Origin of the sequence: Collimonas sp. (assembly GCF_035566555.1) — a bacterium.
In the GTDB taxonomy this organism is placed as follows: Bacteria; Pseudomonadota; Gammaproteobacteria; order Burkholderiales; family Burkholderiaceae_D; genus Collimonas.
Genome location: NZ_DATMRB010000195.1, coordinates 17,593 through 35,563, shown reverse-complemented (window position 1 = coordinate 35,563; position 17,971 = coordinate 17,593). Strand labels below are relative to the sequence as shown.

20 protein-coding genes are annotated in these 17,971 nt (G+C 59.7%); 14 read left to right on the top strand and 6 right to left on the bottom strand.

What is annotated here, in order from left to right:
* Window positions 1–16: 16 nt before the first annotated feature.
* From VNZ65_RS24385 to VNZ65_RS24370, 4 genes are read left to right on the top strand one after another with little or no spacing between them, the layout of a single operon-like run.
* Window positions 17–1,780, top strand: coding sequence for a cytochrome c oxidase subunit I (locus tag VNZ65_RS24385; protein ID WP_325673718.1), 1,764 nt, complete (start codon window positions 17–19; stop codon window positions 1,778–1,780).
* Entirely contained in the window at window positions 1,777–2,418 is a 642-nt protein-coding gene (locus VNZ65_RS24380) for a bb3-type cytochrome oxidase subunit III (RefSeq protein WP_325673716.1), read from the top strand. The genes VNZ65_RS24385 and VNZ65_RS24380 overlap by 4 nt, the downstream gene beginning before the upstream one ends.
* A 10-nt stretch (window positions 2,419–2,428) precedes the next feature.
* A complete protein-coding gene (locus tag VNZ65_RS24375; protein ID WP_325673714.1) occupies window positions 2,429–3,139 on the top strand; it encodes a heme-copper oxidase subunit III family protein in 711 nt (236 codons plus the stop codon).
* A gap of 8 nt (window positions 3,140–3,147) precedes the next feature.
* Window positions 3,148–3,462 carry a cytochrome C oxidase subunit IV family protein gene (locus tag VNZ65_RS24370; protein ID WP_325673712.1) on the top strand — a complete coding sequence of 105 codons (315 nt, stop codon included), beginning with the start codon at window positions 3,148–3,150 and terminating at the stop codon, window positions 3,460–3,462.
* Between the two features lie 9 nt (window positions 3,463–3,471).
* Here VNZ65_RS24370 and VNZ65_RS24365 read toward each other — a convergent pair whose 3' ends face one another.
* Entirely contained in the window at window positions 3,472–4,536 is a 1,065-nt protein-coding gene (locus VNZ65_RS24365) for an acyltransferase family protein (protein WP_325673711.1), read from the bottom strand.
* A gap of 177 nt (window positions 4,537–4,713) precedes the next feature.
* Between VNZ65_RS24365 and VNZ65_RS24360 the strand changes: the two genes are divergently transcribed.
* Entirely contained in the window at window positions 4,714–5,313 is a 600-nt protein-coding gene (locus tag VNZ65_RS24360; protein ID WP_325673708.1) for a glutathione S-transferase, read from the top strand.
* Between the two features lie 21 nt (window positions 5,314–5,334).
* Here VNZ65_RS24360 and VNZ65_RS24355 read toward each other — a convergent pair whose 3' ends face one another.
* Window positions 5,335–6,474, bottom strand: a complete 1,140-nt coding sequence (locus tag VNZ65_RS24355; RefSeq protein WP_325673706.1) for an SLC13 family permease — start codon at window positions 6,472–6,474, stop codon at window positions 5,335–5,337.
* 125 nt (window positions 6,475–6,599) lie between these two features.
* Between VNZ65_RS24355 and htpX the strand changes: the two genes are divergently transcribed.
* From htpX to VNZ65_RS24315, 8 genes are all read left to right on the top strand, one after another.
* On the top strand, window positions 6,600–7,484 hold the full coding sequence (htpX, locus tag VNZ65_RS24350; protein ID WP_325673704.1) for a protease HtpX: 885 nt from the start codon (window positions 6,600–6,602) through the stop codon (window positions 7,482–7,484).
* 68 nt (window positions 7,485–7,552) lie between these two features.
* Entirely contained in the window at window positions 7,553–8,176 is a 624-nt protein-coding gene (locus VNZ65_RS24345; protein WP_325673702.1) for an L-threonylcarbamoyladenylate synthase, read from the top strand.
* Window positions 8,177–8,308: 132 nt separating this feature from the next.
* Window positions 8,309–8,968 carry a site-2 protease family protein gene (locus VNZ65_RS24340; RefSeq protein WP_168230096.1) on the top strand — a complete coding sequence of 220 codons (660 nt, stop codon included), beginning with the start codon at window positions 8,309–8,311 and terminating at the stop codon, window positions 8,966–8,968.
* A gap of 32 nt (window positions 8,969–9,000) precedes the next feature.
* Window positions 9,001–10,203 carry a tryptophan--tRNA ligase gene (locus tag VNZ65_RS24335; protein ID WP_061939804.1) on the top strand — a complete coding sequence of 401 codons (1,203 nt, stop codon included), beginning with the start codon at window positions 9,001–9,003 and terminating at the stop codon, window positions 10,201–10,203.
* Window positions 10,204–10,216: 13 nt separating this feature from the next.
* Window positions 10,217–10,807: a class I SAM-dependent methyltransferase gene (locus VNZ65_RS24330; RefSeq protein ID WP_325673697.1), complete on the top strand. Its 591-nt coding sequence runs from the start codon at window positions 10,217–10,219 to the stop codon at window positions 10,805–10,807.
* Between the two features lie 128 nt (window positions 10,808–10,935).
* Complete coding sequence (gene dapA / locus VNZ65_RS24325) at window positions 10,936–11,814, top strand: 4-hydroxy-tetrahydrodipicolinate synthase (protein ID WP_061939808.1); 879 nt, start codon at window positions 10,936–10,938, stop codon at window positions 11,812–11,814.
* Between the two features lie 58 nt (window positions 11,815–11,872).
* On the top strand, window positions 11,873–13,048 hold the full coding sequence (gene bamC, locus VNZ65_RS24320; protein WP_062116473.1) for an outer membrane protein assembly factor BamC: 1,176 nt from the start codon (window positions 11,873–11,875) through the stop codon (window positions 13,046–13,048).
* 224 nt (window positions 13,049–13,272) lie between these two features.
* Entirely contained in the window at window positions 13,273–14,046 is a 774-nt protein-coding gene (locus VNZ65_RS24315) for an MBL fold metallo-hydrolase (protein ID WP_325673694.1), read from the top strand.
* A 116-nt stretch (window positions 14,047–14,162) separates the two neighbouring features.
* Here the strand turns inward: VNZ65_RS24315 and VNZ65_RS24310 are convergent, their stop codons facing one another.
* Both VNZ65_RS24310 and VNZ65_RS24305 read right to left on the bottom strand, forming a co-directional pair.
* A complete protein-coding gene (locus VNZ65_RS24310; RefSeq protein WP_325673693.1) occupies window positions 14,163–14,480 on the bottom strand; it encodes a hypothetical protein in 318 nt (105 codons plus the stop codon).
* 605 nt (window positions 14,481–15,085) lie between these two features.
* Entirely contained in the window at window positions 15,086–16,207 is a 1,122-nt protein-coding gene (locus tag VNZ65_RS24305) for a cupin domain-containing protein (RefSeq protein WP_325673691.1), read from the bottom strand.
* A 176-nt stretch (window positions 16,208–16,383) separates the two neighbouring features.
* Here VNZ65_RS24305 and VNZ65_RS24300 point away from each other — a divergent pair, with 176 nt between their 5' ends.
* The gene (locus VNZ65_RS24300; RefSeq protein WP_061946072.1) at window positions 16,384–16,926 is read left to right on the top strand and encodes an FKBP-type peptidyl-prolyl cis-trans isomerase; all 543 of its coding nucleotides are present in this window, start codon (window positions 16,384–16,386) and stop codon (window positions 16,924–16,926) included.
* A 67-nt stretch (window positions 16,927–16,993) separates the two neighbouring features.
* Here the strand turns inward: VNZ65_RS24300 and VNZ65_RS24295 are convergent, their stop codons facing one another.
* Both VNZ65_RS24295 and VNZ65_RS24290 read right to left on the bottom strand, forming a co-directional pair.
* Window positions 16,994–17,515 (bottom strand): DNA-binding protein, encoded by a 522-nt coding sequence (locus VNZ65_RS24295; protein WP_325673688.1) that lies wholly within the window; start codon window positions 17,513–17,515, stop codon window positions 16,994–16,996.
* A 4-nt stretch (window positions 17,516–17,519) separates the two neighbouring features.
* The gene (locus tag VNZ65_RS24290) at window positions 17,520–17,792 is read right to left on the bottom strand and encodes a hypothetical protein (RefSeq protein ID WP_325673805.1); all 273 of its coding nucleotides are present in this window, start codon (window positions 17,790–17,792) and stop codon (window positions 17,520–17,522) included.
* Window positions 17,793–17,971: the final 179 nt, after the last annotated feature.

Genomic DNA, 17,971 nt, shown 5'->3' with positions numbered 1-17,971 from the left:
CACATCAAGGAAAGCCATGGCCTACACCGACGATAGCGCGCACCACGACCATTTGCCACAGGGTTTCTTCCGCAAATACGTCTGGAGCCAGGATCACAAGGTGATTGCGATCCAGTACGCCAGCGTCGCCATCCTGGCCGGGCTGGTGGGGGTCGGGCTGTCGAACCTGATGCGGCTGCAGCTGGGTTTTCCCGGCAAGTTCGCCTTCATCGATGCACCGCACTATTATCAGTTCATGACCATGCACGGCATGATCATGGTGATCTACCTGCTGACTGCCTTGTTCCTGGGCGGCTTCGGCAATTACCTGATTCCGCTGATGGTAGGCGCGCGCGACATGGTGTTCCCTTATCTGAACATGTTGAGTTTCTGGGTCTACCTGGTGTCGGTGATCGTGCTGATGGCCAGTTTCTTCGTGCCGGGCGGACCGACCGGCGCCGGCTGGACGCTGTACCCGCCGCAGGCCATCCTGCCGGGCACGCCGGGTTATGAGTGGGGCATCATCCTGATGCTGGTATCGCTGCTGATCTTCATCGTCGCCGCCACCATGGGCGGCCTGAATTATGTCACCACGGTGCTGCAGGCGCGCACCGAGGGCATGACCCTGCTGCGCATGCCGCTGACGGTATGGGGCATTTTTGTCGCGACCATCCTGGCCTTGCTGGCGTTTCCGGCGCTGTTCGTAAGCGGCGTCATGATGCTGCTGGACCGCACACTGGGCACCAGCTTCTTCATGCCGGCGCTGGTTTCGATGGGGCAGGTCAGCAATTACAAGGGCGGCAGCCCCTTGCTGTTCCAGCACCTGTTCTGGTTTTTCGGCCATCCCGAGGTGTACATCGTGGCCTTGCCGGCGTTCGGCATCGTCTCCGACCTGATCAGCGTGCATGCGCGCAAGAGCATCTTCGGCTACCGCACCATGGTGTGGGCGATCCTGGCGATCGGCGTGCTGAGCGTGGTGGTGTGGGCGCACCACATGTTCGTCAGCGGCATGAATCCGTACTTCGGCTTCTTCTTTGCCACCACCACCCTGATCATCGCCGTACCTACCGCCATCAAGGTTTACAACTGGGTGCTGACGCTGTGGAACGGCGACATCCATCTGTCGATACCGATGCTGTTCGCGCTGGCCTTCGTCAGCACTTTCCTGATCGGCGGCCTGACCGGCCTGTTCCTCGGCAATGTCAGCGTCGATATTCCGCTCTCCAATACCTATTTCGTGGTGGCGCATTTCCATATGGTGATGGGGGTGTCGCCGCTGCTGGTGATTTTCGGCGCCATCTATCACTGGTATCCCAAGATCACCGGCCGCATGCTGCACGACGGGCTGGGCAAGCTGCACTTCTGGGTGACCTTCCTCGGCACCTACGCGATCTTTTTCCCCATGCATTATCTCGGCATTCTCGGCATGCCGCGCCGCTACTACGCTTTCGAAGGCTATAAATTCATTCCGGACTCGGCGCAGACCATGAATGCTTTCATTACCGTGATCGCCCTGTTCGTGGCGACGGTGCAGCTGACCTTCATTTTCAATATGGTGTGGAGCGTTTTTCATGGCAAGCGCGCCGGCCCCAATCCATGGCGCGCTGCATCGCTGGAATGGCAGACGCCGGAGACGCCGCCGGGCCATGGCAACTGGGGGCCGCATCTGCCGGTGGTGTATCGCGGTGCCTACACCTATAGCGTGCCGGGAGCGAAAGAGGACTTCATCGCCCAGAACGCGCCGCCGGTGCCTGGCGACGCCGAGTCGCGCCTGCCGCGCGATAAGGAGGCGCTCGCATGAATCAGGCCGCCATCTTGAAAAGTGCCGGCGGCGGCTACGGCAAGCCCGCCGCGGACAATCCGCTGGAACGCCGCTACGCCGCCATCAGCGTCGCCCTGTGGCTGTTCATGGCGGTCGCCAGCGCCTTGTTCCTGCTGTTCATCGCCGCCTACATCATGCGCATGGACGCTGCCGACTGGTCGCCGCTGGCGATGCCGTGGCAGCTCTGGCTGAGCAGCGCGATACTGGTGTTTGCCAGCGTGCTGCTGCAGCTGGCAGTCTCGGCCGCCGGCAGCCACCAGATAGAGCGCGCCCGCAGCCTGCTGTTGCTGGCGGGTGCCTGCAGCATCACCTTCCTCGCTGCCCAGCTGTGGGGCTGGCAGGCGCTGCAGGCGATCCACGTGACGGCCAGCGGCAATCCGGCCGGCAGTTTCTTCTATTTGCTGACCGCCATGCACGCCCTGCATGTGGCCGGCGGCCTGGTCGGCTGGGGCATGGCGGCCGCCGGCTCCTGGCGCCAGGAGCAGCGCCGCCTGGCATGGCGCATCCGCCTGTGCGCGCGTTACTGGCACTTCTTGCTGGCGGTCTGGCTACTGCTGTTTGCTGCACTGGGCTGGCTGACGCCGGACTTCGTACGCATGGTGTGCGGCACCCGTTGAAGGGGGACTTATGAGCATCGCAACTTCGCCGGCAAGCACGGCTGAACCATCCGGCCGCTGGCGCCAGCTGGTGGCGGACTGGTCGTCGGACCAGCGCGCGTTCCAGGTCTCCTGGGGCAAGGCGATGATGTGGATCTTCCTGCTGTCCGACACCTTCATCTTCAGTTGTTTCCTGACTGGCTACATGACGGTGCGGATTGCGAGCACTATTCCCTGGCCCAATCCGAGCCTGGTGTTCAGCCTGAAGATCGGCGGCGCCGAAGTGCCTTTGCTGCTGATCGCCATCATGACCTTCGTCCTCATCAGCAGCAGCGGCACCATGGCGATGGCGGTCAACTTCGCCTATCGCCGCGAGCGCGTGAAGGCAGCGCTGCTGATGTTTGTCACTGCCGCCTTTGGCGTCTGTTTCGTCAGCATGCAAGTGTTCGAATGGAGCAAGCTGATTTTGCAGGAAGGCGTGCGGCCCTGGGGCAATCCGATGGGCGCGCCGCAGTTCGGCTCAACCTTTTTCATGATCACCGGCTTCCACGGCCTGCACGTGAGCGCCGGCGTGATCTACCTGATCACGGTCGCGGTGCGTTTGCTGAAAGGCCGTTATGACGGTCCCGGCGGCCCCGGCAGCACGGGTGGCAACTACCAGATCGTTGAAATCGCCGGCTTGTACTGGCACTTCGTCGACCTGGTCTGGGTTTTCATTTTTGCCTTGTTCTATCTCTGGTAGGTGCGCTCATGACTTCCGCCACAGGACAACAACATCCGATCAGCCTCTACCTGAAGATCTGGGGGCTGCTGTTCGTGCTCAGCACGCTGTCTTACCTGGTCGACTATTTCAATTTCCACGGCTACCTGCGCTGGACCCTGATCATTGCCCTGATGCTGATGAAGGCCGGCCTGATCGTCGCCTTCTTCATGCACATGGCCTGGGAACGGCTGGCGCTGGTGTTCGCCATCCTGCTGCCGCCGCTCTGCCTGCTGGTGCTGGTGGGGCTGATGGCGACCGAGGCCGACTACACTTTCCTCACCCGGCTGTTGTTCTTCCGCTGACCGCCAGCGCTACAGCTTGAGATAGCAGCGCCGCTGGTCCATGACATAGACAATCAGCCACCAGAGGGCGACGAAAGCCACGGCAAACGCCAGCGATGCAATGTGCGGTCCGGCCAGCGGAGTGATCCAGCCGGCGAACCCGTGCTGGTAGAGCGCTTCCTGCCAGCCCAGGCCGGGCAGCAGGATCTGCATCAGTTCGGAACCCGCGTAAGCGGCAATGGCATTGACGCCGAAACGGCGCCCCACAGCCGGCCAGCCGCGCCGATCGATCAGCCAGTGGAACAGCAGCGTCGCCAGCGCAGCCCAGCCGGCGCACCACAGCACGAATGACGAGGTCCACAGATTCTTGTTGAGCGGCAGCGCCAGCGACCATACCGCGCCCAGCGCGATGGCGACGACGGCGCCGATGAACAGCGCTTTGAGCTTGTCATCGCGCAGCCAGCGGCCGGCGCACAGGCCGAGCAGGCAAGTGGCCAGCGACGGCAGGGTGGCGAGCAAGCCTTCCGGGTCATGGCCGCGGCCGCTGAGCGGGTCGATCTGATATACCAGCGGACCGAAGATGGCGCTGTCGCTGCGGCTGGCGAGGTTGACCCACGGCGCTAGCGAGCCGCCCAGCGCCAGCAAGCCCCAGTAGCCCAGCAGGATGGCGACGATCGCGGCCCATTGTGTGCGCGGCCGGGTATGGATTGCAAACAGCGCGGTGGCGGCAAAGCACAAGCCGATCCGCTGCAGCACGCCGGGTGCGCGCAGGTGCACGCCCGGCATGATCAGCCAGGCCAGGACGTTGATCGCCAGGCCCAGCGCCACGATGCGCAAGGCCCGCAGCAGCGCTGCCCGCGTCAATGCCGCCCGCTGGCCGTCTTGCGCCGCGCGGGGTTCGATGCCGAGGGCAGTAGAGAGGCCGACCAGGAACAGGAAAAACGGAAACACCAGGTCGGTCGGCGTGCAGCCGTGCCAGGCCGAATGTTCCAGCGGCGCGTAGACATGGCCCCAGTCGCCCGGGTCATTCACCAGCAGCATCGCCGCCACGGTGCAGCCGCGCAAGGCGTCGACCGATGCCAGGCGGCGCGTCATGGATGGACAGTTTGCTGCATGACGAGGCGCGGCGATGAACAATGCATAAGGTCTCCAATAGTTTCTTTGTGGCAAGAATAGCAGAATTCCGGGCCTGTCCGTGCTGCCGGATCGTTATCACGGCGAGAAGGCATCTGTGTTATTTTATTGCCACTGAATTTTTGCAGGTAGCCAGACTTGAAGCCGATTTTGTTCACTTTCCGCCGCTGTCCCTATGCCATCCGCGCCCGTCTTGCCGTCAAGGTCAGCGGCGTCGAGGTCGAGATGCATGAGGTCAGCCTGAGGAGCAAGCCGCAAGCCATGCTGGAGCTGTCGCCCAAGGGTACGGTGCCGGTGCTGGCATTGGCGGACGGTGCGGTGCTTGAGCAAAGCCTCGACATCATGCACTGGGCATTGGCGCAGAACGACCCGGAGCAATGGCTAGGTAGCGATCCTGAAGCCGCGTGGCAGGCGCAGGAGCTGATCGCGCAGAATGACGCTGCGTTCAAGGGCTTCCTGGATCGCTACAAATATCCGGAACGCTTCCCGGAACATCCGGCTGCCCATTATCGTGCGCAGGGAGAAGCCATCCTGGCGCAGCTGGATGAGCGCGTTGCCGCCCATGGTTTCCTGAATGGGGACAAGAGGAGCCTGGCCGACATGGCGATTCTCCCATTCGTACGCCAATTCGTGGCGGTCGATACGGAGTGGTTTTATGCCAGCCGCCACAAGAACCTGGCCGGCTGGCTGGACGGCTTGCTTGCATCGCCGCTATTTCAATCCGTGATGCAAAAGTGATTTCCGCGGCATCCGCTGTCCCTAAGCCAGCAAGCTCCAGGCGATCAAGGCCGACAGCAGCAGGAACGGAAACGAATAGAGATGGAAGCGCAGCCACAGATGCCGCTCGGGCGCCATGCGCAGGGCGATGATGTTGGCCATCGAGCCGATCGCGAGGCCGAAGCCGCCGGCGTTGACGCCATAGGCAATCACTTTATAGGCGTCGGTATAGTTGACCAGCAGGATGGTCGCCGGGACATTGCTGATCAGTTGCGAACCGAGCAGGGCGGACAGGAACAGTTCCAGCTGTGAGAAGTGCGGGATGGCGGCCACCCAGCCCTGGATGAAATCGAGTTGCGTCAGCAAACGGATGTCGATGAACATCAGGATGAAGACCAGGATCAGGCTCCAGTCGACCTTGGCGATCAGCTCGCGGCAAAACAGCAGGGCTGCTGCCGCCACGCCGAGCAAGCCCCAGCCAGGATGGCCCAGTTCCACGCTGGCCAGGAAGGCGATGTAAAGCAGGGCGCAAGTGCGCAACAGCCCTACGCGGTAGGAGCCGGGCTCATCCTCCAGTTCGGCATGTATGGTCTTGCCGGGAAAGCACAGCCAGGTCGCCAGCAGCAACAGCAGGAACACCGCCAGCGCCAGCGGCGCCATCTGCCAGCTGAAGCTGGCGAAGGACAGCTGGGAACGCTGCCACAGCAGGATGTTTTGCGGATTGCCGATCGGCGTCAGCAGCGAACCGGCATTCACCGCCAGCGCTTCGAAGATCACCAGGCGGCCGACCGGCAAGCCGCCGATGCCGCTCAGGCCGACCGTCAGCGGCACCACGATGAACAGGGCGATGTCGTTGGTCAGCACGGTCGATAGCAAGGCGGATGCTGTCATCAGGAACAAGGCCAGCGCGCGCTGCTGGCCGAGGCGGTTGATGATCGCACGGCCTATGTGATCGAGGTAGCCGCTGGTTTCGATGCCCTTGGTGAGCAGCAGCATGCCGGCCAGGGTGGCGATCGTGTTCCAGTCGACCCAGCCCGGATAACTGGCAGGCGGATTGGGCGATAAAAACGAAAGCAGGATCGCCGCAAGCAGCAGCAGGTGCATCAGGCGGTCGTGCAGGAACGGCTGGCAGATTTTGTGGAAGAATGAAGTAGGACGACTGGTTTCTCTGGCGTTGGGCATGAATATTGTTTAATTGCTTTGTTTTTTGAAGCGGGCTGTCTGGCATAATTGGCCGCCGCACTATTGAAATTTGCGTCGGCGGCCTTATTTTAAAGACACTTTCTTCCCATTTTGGAGTTTTCCACATGAAACGTATTTTCTTGTTCCTGGCCACCAATATCGCAGTGATGCTTGTCATGAGCGTCGTGCTGTCATTGCTGGGCGTGGACCGTTTCCTGACTCGCGCCGGCCTCAACCTGCCGATGCTGATGGTGTTTTCGCTGGTGGTCGGCTTCACCGGCTCGATCTTCTCGCTGCTGATCAGCAAGCAGATGGCGAAATGGTCGACCGGCGCCCGGGTGATCACATCGCCTTCGAATTCGACCGAAATGTGGCTGGTGGATACGGTCGGCAAGCTGGCGCAGCGCGCCGGCATCGGCATGCCGGAAGTGGCAGTGTATCAGGGCGAGGCCAATGCGTTCGCCACCGGCGCTTTCAAGAACTCGGCGCTGGTTGCGGTATCGACCGGTTTGCTGGAAAGCATGACCAAGGAAGAAGTGGAAGCGGTGCTGGGCCATGAAATCGCCCACATCGCCAATGGCGACATGGTCACCATGACCCTGATCCAGGGGGTGGTCAACACCTTTGTGGTGTTCCTGTCGCGCATCATCGGTTATGCTGTCGACCGCGCCTTGTCGCGTGGAAATAATGATGGTCCTGGCATCGGCTATATGGCGACTGTGTTGGTGTCGCAGATTGTGCTGGGCATAGGCGCATCGATGATCGTGGCCTGGTTCTCGCGCCATCGCGAATTCCGCGCCGACGCCGGCTCCGCCAAGCTGCTGGGCAGCGCCTTGCCGATGCAAAAGGCGCTGGCGCGCCTGGGCGGCATTGAACCGGCGACCTTGCCGGAATCGATGGCGGCCCTGGGCATCAACGACAAGCCGGGCTTCATGGCGCTGTTTTCCAGTCATCCGCCGATCGAACAACGCATTGCAGCCTTGCGCAATCCGCAAGTCACTGCACTGTAATTTCTTTTGAATTGGCGGCGCTAGCCTTCGGGTTAGCGCCGTTTTTCATTTTTTTGAGCTGAACCGCCATGAGCCAGTTTTTCCAGATCCACCCGGACAATCCGCAACTGCGCCTGATCAAGCAGGCAGTCCAGATCATCCAGGCCGGCGGCATCGTCGCCTTGCCGACCGACTGCTGCTATGCGCTGGTCTGCCAGCTGGACAACAAGGATGCGGTCGACCGCGTGCGGCGCATCCGCGGCGTCGACGACAAGCATCACCTGACCATGCTGTGCCGCGACCTGAGCGAGATCTCGCTGTACGCCAAGGTCGACAACCGCCAGTTCCGGCTGCTGAAAAGCGCGACGCCTGGCGCTTATACCTTCATCCTGGAAGCCACCAAGGAAGTGCCGCGCCGCCTCAGCCATCCGGCGCGCAAGACCATCGGCCTGCGCGTGCCGCAGCACAGTATCGTCAGTGCGGTGCTGGAGGAGCTGGGCCAGCCGCTGATCGGCACCACCCTGATCCTGCCGGGAGCGGAGCAGGCTTTGACCGATCCGGAAGAGGTGCGCGACCAGCTGGAAAAACAGATCGAACTGGTGATCGACGGCGGCGCCTGCAGCCTGGAACCGACTACCGTGATCGACCTCAGCGGTGATGAGCCGGAGCTGATACGCCAGGGACGCGGCGACGCCGGTTTGTTTGGTTTCTGATTCCTGGCGCCAGGGCGCCGCTAGCAGCGCCCATATTGTCTTTTTGAAAACCTTCTTGATCAAACCATCCTGTAGCGGATCTTTTACGGTCCCCGCGCCGGATGCCAACGCTGCTCTGATAGAATCCCGCCCATGAATGATCTTATCCAAACCGTCGCAGTGTATGCGCTGCCCGTGTTGTTCGCCATCACGCTGCACGAAGCCGCGCATGCCTACGCCGCCAAGTATTTCGGCGACTCCACCGCCTACATGCTGGGCCGCATGAGCCTCAATCCGATCAAGCACATCGATCCGTTCGGGACTATCCTGATCCCGATCCTGCTGTATTTTTCGACCGGCGGCGCCTTCTTGTTCGGCTATGCGAAGCCGGTGCCGATCAATTTCGGCCAGCTGCGCAAGCCCAAGCGCGACATGGCCTGGGTAGCGCTGGCGGGACCGGCGGCGAACTTCGTGATGGCGCTGTTCTGGCTGCTGGTGCTGATCGGACTGGCGGCGTTCAAGGTGCAGGAAGATTTCTTTGCCTTGATGGCGCGCGCCGGCATCCTGACCAATCTGGTGATGTTCGCTTTCAATCTGTTTCCGATCCCGCCGCTGGATGGCGGCCGCATTCTGACCAGCCTGTTGCCGAACAAGTACGCTTATAAATTTGCCCAGATCGAACCCTACGGCTTCTTTATCGTCATGGCGCTGGTGCTGTTGAAAGTATTGTATTTCTGGATGACGCCCGTGATGTCGATTGCCCAGACCGCGCTGCAATGGATAGTCTCGCCGCTGCTGTTGTTGTTAAACTGAGTTCGCCCCTTTTCTGACCGCTAATACTAACTATGTACCCTGACCGCGTTGTCTCTGGCATGCGCCCGACTGGCGCCCTGCATCTTGGCCACTACCACGGTGCGCTGAAGAACTGGGTAAGGCTGCAAGCTGAATTGCCTTGCCTGTTTTTTGTCGCCGACTGGCATGCGTTGACCACGCATTACGACGATCCGAGCGTGATCGAAACCAGCGTCTGGGACATGGTGGTCGACTGGCTGGCGGCCGGCGTCGATCCCTCGCAGGCGACCCTGTTCATCCAGTCCAAGGTGCCGGAACACGCCGAACTGCATCTGCTGCTGTCGATGGCGACGCCGCTGGGCTGGCTGGAGCGGGTGCCGACCTACAAGGACCAGCAGGAAAAGCTGGCCGACCGCGACCTCGCCACCTACGGCTTCCTCGGCTATCCGCTGCTGCAGGCGGCCGACGTCCTGATCTATCGCGCCAGCCAGGTGCCGGTGGGCGACGACCAGGTGCCGCATATCGAAATGATGCGCGAAATCGCGCGCCGCTTCAATCATCTGTACGGCAAGGAAAAGGGCTTCGAGGAAAAGGCTCAGGAAGCCGTCAAGAAGCTGGGCAGCAAGCGCGCCAAGCTGTACAACGAGTTGCGCACCCAGTTCCAGCAGCAAGGCAGCGAGAACGCGCTGGAGCAGGCCAAAGCCATGCTGGACGACGCCCAGAACCTGTCGATGATCGACCGCGAACGCCTGTTCGGCTTCCTCGAAGGCAGCCGCAAGCTGATCCTGTCGGAACCGCAGGCGCTGCTGACCGAGTCCTCGCGCCTGCCGGGACTGGATGGCCAGAAGATGTCCAAGAGTTATGGCAATGCCATCGCCTTGCGTGAAGAAAAGGATGTGGTCAGCAAGAAGGTGCGCACCATGCCGACCGACCCGGCGCGCGTGCGCCGCACCGATCCGGGCGACCCCGACAAATGTCCGGTATGGCAGTTCCACGTCGTCTATTCCGACGACGCCACCCGCGAGTGGGCGGCCAAGGGCTGCCGCAGCGCCGGCATCGGCTGTCTTGAATGCAAGCAGCCGGTGATCGACGCCATCATCCGCGAGCAGGAGCCGATGCACGAGCGCGCCCAGCAATACCTGGACGATCCGTCGCTGGTGCGGGCCATCGTGGCGGACGGCTGCGACCATGCGCGCAAGCTGGCGCAGGACACCATGCGCGACGTGCGCGAAGCCATGGGCCTGGGTTATAGCTGATCTGGAATCGTCAATGAGCGCCCCGGCCAGCACCGCATCTAGTCCCATCTCGCCCTGGATCAGCCGCTTCGGCCGCCTGTTGCCGGCCGGCGCCGTGCTGGACCTGGCTTGCGGCACCGGCCGTCATGCCCTGTGGCTGGCCAGCCTGAGCCAGAACCTGAGCGTGCTGGCGGTCGACCGCAATCCGGCCGCGCTGGCCGAGATCAATGCAGTCGGCGTCGCTACCCTCCAGGCCGACCTGGAAAGCGGCGACAACGAAGCGCTGGCGCAGCTGTTCCGGCCCCATCGTTTCAGCGGCGTGGTGGTCACCAATTACCTGCACCGCCCCTTGTTTCCGCTGATTCTGGACAGCATCGCGGCGCAGGGCGTATTACTCTACGAAACATTTGCCGCCGGCAATGAGCACTTTGGCAAGCCTGCCAATCCCGATTTCCTGCTGCAGCCGGGCGAACTGCTGGCCCTGCTGGCGGCCGACAGCGACAGCCGCTGGCATGTGCTGGCCTATGAGGACGGCTTCGTCGAGCAGCCGAAGGCGGCCATGGTGCAGCGCATTTGCGCCATCAAACAGGCCAGCGGCGTCGCTTCGACGCGGCGCATTGCCTGAAACCCTGGCGGCTCCTCTGCTTGGTTGCCGCAAGGTAATAGTATTTGTACCTTGTTTTACAAGCGGAAATACCCCACAGCCACTGTGATCCGCTACAATCAGTCTTTTATTTTTTCGCATTCACGATCATGATCAAGGGCAGCATTGTTGCAATCGTTACTCCCATGCATACCGACGGCAGTCTCGACTTGCCGGGTTTGCGCAAGCTGATTGACTGGCATATCGCCGAAGGCACCGATGCGATCGTCATCGTCGGCACTTCAGGCGAATCGCCGACTGTCACGGTTGAAGAGCATTGCGCCCTGATCAAGCTGGCGGTCGACCACGCTGCCAAGCGCATTCCTATCATTGCCGGAAGCGGCGGCAACTCCACAGCGGAAGCGATTCAGCTGACCCGCTTTGCCAAGGAAGCCGGCGCCGATGCCTCGCTGCAGGTCGTGCCTTACTACAACCGGCCGACGCAAGAGGGCATGTACCAGCATTTCAAGAAGATCGCCGAATCGGTCGACTTGCCTATCATCCTGTATAACGTCCCTGGCCGCACCGTTGCCGACATGAGCAACGAAACCATCTTGCGCCTGGCGCAGGTGCCGGGAATTATCGGCGTCAAGGATGCCACCGGCAATATTGGCCGCGGCTCCGACCTGATCCGCCTGGCGCCGCCTGAGTTTGCCGTCTATTCCGGCGACGACGCCACGGCCATGGCGCTGATGTTCTGCGGCGGCAAGGGCAATATTTCCGTTACCGCCAACGTCGCTCCGCGCGACATGCATCTGCTGTGCGTGGCGGCAATGAACGGAAACGTCGCGGAAGCTGTCAAATTGAATAACAAGCTTTTGCCTTTGCATAACAAGTTATTTGTGGAGCCGAATCCCTTGCCCGTGAAATGGGCGCTTACCGAAATGGGCATGATGGCGGACGGTATCCGTTTGCCGTTGGTGCCGCTGGCAGCCGAATATCATGAAACCGTCCGCGCGGCGTTGCGTGAAGCGGGTGTATTACAATAAGCTGCGCTGACAGGCGTTTTTCCTAGAACTTCCTTCGTCTTTTTGATCCTGTATCCACATGACTATTCGCAAGAACATTCCATCGACTCAATTCAGTTTCCCGCAACGTGGCATTGTTATCGCTTTGGCGCTGGCCGGTCTGGCAGGATGCTCTTCGATCAATTCGGTGCTTGAACCGGATCGTATCGATTACAAAAGCGCAGGCAAGGTAACGGCGCCGAAGCTGGACATCCCGCCCGACCTGACCCAGCTGCAGCGTGAAAACCGCTACGCCATTCCTGATACGAATGCAGGCACTGCCACGGCTTCCGGCTACAACCTGGAGCAAGGTGCACGTCCCGCCGCGGCATCCGCGGCTGTCGCGCCGAATGCGGCGCCGGACATGCATATCGAGCGCGACGGTTCGCAGCGCTGGCTGGTAGTCAACGCAACGCCAGACAGCCTGTGGCCTAAGGTCAAGGATTTCTGGCAGGATTCGGGCTTCCTGATCAATATCGAAAATCCGGAAACCGGCGTGATGGAAACCGACTGGGCTGAAAACCGCGCCAAGATTCCGCAGGATTTCGTGCGCAACACCCTGGGCAAGGTTTTTGATTCGCTGTACTCGACAGGTGAGCGCGACAAGTTCCGCACCCGTCTGGAACGCGGCCCGAACGGCACTACCGAAATCTACATCAGTCACCGCGGCGCCGAAGAAGTCTTGTCCGGCGCGCAAAAGGAATCCAGCATCTGGACCTCGCGTCCCGCCGATCCGCAGCTGGAAGCAGAATTCCTGTCGCGCCTGATGGGTCGCCTTGGCGCCGATGAAGTCAAGGCCAAGGCCGCTGTCGCCAATACGCCGTCGCTGAACGCGCGTTCCAAGCTGGTCAAGAACGCCGCCGGCGATTTCGTCCAGGTCGATGAAGGCTTCGACCGCGCATGGCGCCGTGTCGGCCTGGCGCTGGACCGTGTCGGCTTTACCGTGGAAGACCGCGACCGTACACAAGGCGTGTACTTCGTGCGTTACGTTGACCAGGATGCGGATGCCAAGGACAAGAAATCGGACAAGGGTTTCTTCGCCAAGATATTCAGCAGCTCGGACAGCGACAAAGCGAAGAATGCAGCCAGCTACCGCATCGCAGTCAAGGGTTCGGACACTGGCAGCCAGGTCACCGTACTCAACAAGGACGGCAAACCTGAGTTGTCGAAGACATCCGACAAGATCCTGGCATTGTTGAATGAGCAGCTGAAGTAAATAATCTGTTTGTCCCGAACGATTGCAGTGCGTTTCTTGTGCTTAGGCTCCGTCAGGAAATAACTTGAACATTTGGGCGGCCGTAGCTGGCGCGTTGCTGCCGCTGTTACGTTCGCCGCCGCTTGCAGTGCTCGCACTGCGGCGCGTCGGGCGCCTTGCATCGCATCCAGCTACGGCCGCCCAAATGCCCAACTTATTCCCTAACGGGACCTAAGGATCTATCCTTGAAATTCGCAAGCTTGGGTAGTGGTAGTGAAGGCAACGCACTGCTGATATCGGCAACTTCTGCCGGCAGCACGACTAATGTCATGCTCGACTGCGGTTTCGGCATACGCGAAACCGAAAGACGCCTGGCCCGCCTGGGCCTGGATGGCGCCTCCCTCTCTGCCATCGTCGTCACCCACGAACATCAAGACCACATCGGCGGCGTTTTCAAATTCGCCCGCCGCTATCGCTTGCCGGTCTGGCTTACCTACGGCACCTTCCAGGCGCTGCGCCAGGACTGCTCCGGCGTGACAGTCGGCTTTTGCCGCGACGGCGCAGCGCTCGCCATCGGCGATCTGCAATTGACTCCCTATACGGTTCCGCACGATGCGCGCGAGCCGGTGCAATACGTCGCCACCGACGGCAAGCACAAGCTGGGCGTGCTGACCGACGCCGGCAAGCTGACCGATCATCTGGTGCAAGCCTTGGGTGGCAGCGATGCGCTCGTGCTGGAGTGTAATCATGACCGTGAGATGCTGCGCAATTCGGCCTATCCGCCTTCACTCAAGCGGCGCATAGGCGGCGAATACGGCCATTTGTCGAACCAGGCGGCGTGCGAAATTCTGAAGGCGCTGGACCAGTCGCGCTTGCGCAAGGTGGTGGGGGCGCATCTGAGCGTGCGTAATAATTTGCCGGAGCTGGCTTACGCGGCGTTATGCGATGCGCGTCACAATGAACAGGTGGAGATTACGATCGCTTGCCAGGAAGAGGGATTCAGCTGGATCGAGATTTGAGTGCTTGCGGCTAGTGGCATGACATGACGCTAGAGCAGCACGCAAGGCAGGTTTGCTGCGAAAATACAGGCAAAAAAAAGCCGACCAGAGGTCGGCTTTTTCTACGCAACCAATGATTACTTGGAAGCAGCAGGAGCGGCAGCAGCTTTAGCAGCGTCAGCAGCAGCGTCAACAGCTGTGTGAGCAGCATCAGCAGCAGCGGAACCAGCGGCAGCAGCAGCGGAACCAGCAGCAGCGCCAGCATCGGCAGCAGCGGAACCAGCAGCAGTTGCAGCAGCAGCAGCGTCGGATGCAGCGGAAGCAGCAGCGTCAGCGGCAGCAGGTGCAGCCATTGGAGCTGGAGCAGCAGCGTCAGCAGCAGGAGCTTCGTCTTTTTTGCCGCAAGCAGCCAGAGTCAGAGCCAACAGGGATGCGATCAACAGTGTTTTTTTCATGAATGTTCCTTCAGTAGTAATCAAAATTTTTGCGATGAATAATTACCGGTAATTATCGCTCTACAGGATGTTTTCGCAGTGCTTTGCCGGGACTGCGCATCGCGATGCAACAAAAACTTTCCAGCTCAGGATTATAGCCGGAATTTGTTAAATATGACATTGACGGTTTGCTATTTGGTAAGAATTTGTATCAACGCAACAGCGCTTTTCAATCTTACGGGAGCCGCTTCAATTCCATGGGTGATGCATGAGTGCTGCCAACTGTCAGAATTACAGTTGAAAATCGCGACGCGATTGCGGTCCGAACGGTGATTATGACATTCGTCGTTTTCTGCCGTAGGGACTTCGTATTTGTTAAATACTGTCAACCGTGAATAATATTTAAGCAAACTGGTAGTAAATATTAATTTAATGTTTGTTTTATTATTAATTACATTTAACGAATTTCTATTTGATTCTATGCTGCTATTTTATGTGCCGATTTCTTCGCCTTTAGCCGCCATTCAAATATCTTAATCGCGATAATGAGGTCGCGATCTTTTTTTTCGGGGTTGGAAACGGATGTTTTCGGAGCATGTCACTTTTCCGGAAACATCTCGTCACAATCAGCCCAGCGTAACCCAGCCGTCTTCATACCAGGTGTACAGCGCATCCAGCACGTCGGTCGATACTTTGGCAGCCGCTGCGCCGTCCAGCCGGCGCTCGTCTGCCAGCAAGGTCAGGGATGCCTTGTCGGCGCGGCCGATGGCAAACGATTCGCCATTGATAAACACATGCTTGCCGCGGTACAGCATCTGGGTCTTGCGCGAGAGCGCTACGCCGCGCTTGTTCAATGCCGCGGTAAAGCGCGCCAGCGTCAGCGGCTTGGCGGGCGATTCGAAAAATACGCTGGCTTTCGGTTCGGACAGGTACTGGCCAACGAAAATGGCGATGTCGTCATCGGTAAAGCGCACTTTATTCAATTCGTCTGAAATCTGAGTCAGCATGCTGGCGCTGATTTCCGCCGGATGCTTGCTGGTCTCCAGTTGCGGATCTGCATAGCGGCCGGGCAGATCGATCGAATCGGCCATGAACTGCAGGAAGGCTTCGCCCAGTTCTTGAAACGGCGGCGCACGGAAGCCGATGGAGTAGGTCATGCATTCGCCGACGGCGACGCCATCGTGCGCATATTGCGGCGGCAGGTAGAGCATGTCGCCGGGTTCGAGCACGAACTCGTCCTCGTGCTTGAAATTCTTGAGGATCTTCAGGGCGCTGCCTTCCACCAGGGTCAGGTCCTGGGTAGCGCCGATTTTCCAGCGGCGCTGGCCATGCGCCTGCAGCAGGAACACGTCGTAAGAGTCGAAGTGCGGACCGACGCCGCCGGTGTCGGTGGCGTAGCTGATCATCAGGTCGTCCAGGCGGGCGTCGGGAATGAAGCGGAACTGGCGCAGCAGAGCGTCGGCGTTGTCGTCATGCAGGTTGACGCCTTGCACCAGCAGGGTCCAGTCTTTTTGCGCAGCGGTCGGCAAATCGGTCAACGGACCGTTGCTGACTTGCCATTTCTGCTTGAAGTGAGTGACCAGCCGCGATTCGACGTCGTCGCGGCGGGCCAGTTCAAACAGGGCCTCGGGCGACAGCAGCGGTTTAAAGCCGGGTAAGGCTTGGCGTATAAGCAGCGGCTTTTTGTGCCAGTAGTCGCGCAGGAATTGTGCGGGCGTCAGTGCGCCCAGGAGTGTGGAATTTTTCATGCGCGTATTATATCGGGTTGCTTGCCGTAAAATTAGGCAGGATCGTGGATTCCGTGCACTACCGGTATTTTCCAGCGGCCTGGGCTGACGTTGAACGAGTAAATTTTGCGTTCCCGGCAAGGCTGAGCCATTCCGGCGGGTATAATCCCAACGCATGTTAAATGAAAGGAATGATCATGAAGATTGCCAAAAATACGGTAGTGACTGTACGCTACAAATTGTCAGATGCCCAAGGCAATCTGATCGAGGAAAGCAGCGAGCCGATGGTGTATTTGCACGGCGGTTATGAAAACACGCTGCCGAAAATCGAAGAAGCACTGGATGGCAAGGAAACCGGCTACCACACCGAACTGCAGGTCGAGCCGGACGACGCCTTTGGCGAATACGATTCGAATCTGGTCAAGATAGAGCCGCGCAATCGTTTGCCGACACCGCTGGAAGTCGGCATGCAGTTCGAAGGCACGCCAGACAATGAAGATGAAGAAGAGCAAGCCCTGATTTTCACGGTGACCGATATCGCCGACGACAAGGTCGTGCTCGACGGTAATCATCCGCTGGCCGGCATAGCCTTGCGTTTCGATCTGAACGTGACGGAAGTCCGCGCCGCGACAGAAGAAGAAATCGCGCATCAGCATGTCCACGGCGCCCACGGTCATCATCACGACGACCAGGATGAAGACGGCGCGGACGACCATTTCCGCAGCCATCCTATCCACTAAATCGCCGGGCGGTGATTGCCGCCCATGCGACCCCGCTCCGGAAAATGCCTAAGCCTGTGATTCAGGCCTAGGTGAACAAAGCTTGCGCTTCACGCCGCATTTCCGGGGCCAGCTGGCCAGCCCCCTTGGCCAGGTTGACTTGCTTGGCAGCCCTTGCCACGGCAACCATCGTTTGCTCCAATTGATAGCCGCCTTTCCACGCTAGCCACGCAAAGATGTCAGCCAGATGCCAGATGGCGACGTTGCCATCATGGATCGGGGCTGGGAAACTGGCGTTGTTAACCATCAGCTTGCGCATGTTCTGGCGACTCACTCCCAGTAATTCCGCGACATCGGTCAGGCCGACGAAATCGGGCGTCGCCTCGATCAGGCTGGCGCCGGGAATGGCGCGCTTGACGTCTGCCAGCGCGCTCAGCGCCGCTGTCTCGGCCGATGCCGATTCGCGGGTGAAGGCGAGGGCGATGCGGCGCACCTGGCCGACGCCGACCAATGCATCGTCGCAGCCTGCTGCGCCCAGGCGTTCCATCAGCTTGTCGTGGTCGCAGTCGCTGGGGGAAAGCTGGTATTTCAGGGTGAAAGTGTATTCCATGGCCTTACTCCCGATCTTTGCTTGATATCTGTTGCCCGTGCGTAGTGCAGTTGTCCACCACGCGTTTTAATGCGCGGGCATGATTGCCTGGATTCCTCGGCGTGCTCCAGATGCAGGTGATGCAGAATTCTCCGCAACGGCATTCCGCATCGTTATATGGGCAATAAATCTTGCCCCAGGCGTGGCTGCCGCCGATTTTTATCCGCCAGCCCTGGCTTTCTGCGTGTTTCAGAGACGCTTCAACTTCCTTGTGCGGATGGGCGGGCGAGTCATGAATGTCTCCAGTCTAGATGGAAGAATCAAGGGTGTCAAGTGACAACCATGTTATTGCTGTTTTGGCATGTAAACAAACAGACTTTATCTTCGCAGGAGAACGTGCTTAAAAATGGCTTTTTTGTCAATCAATGCGGAATTTAGGCGTGTCCTTAGAATGCGGTTTCCAAGGCGGGGATTAAA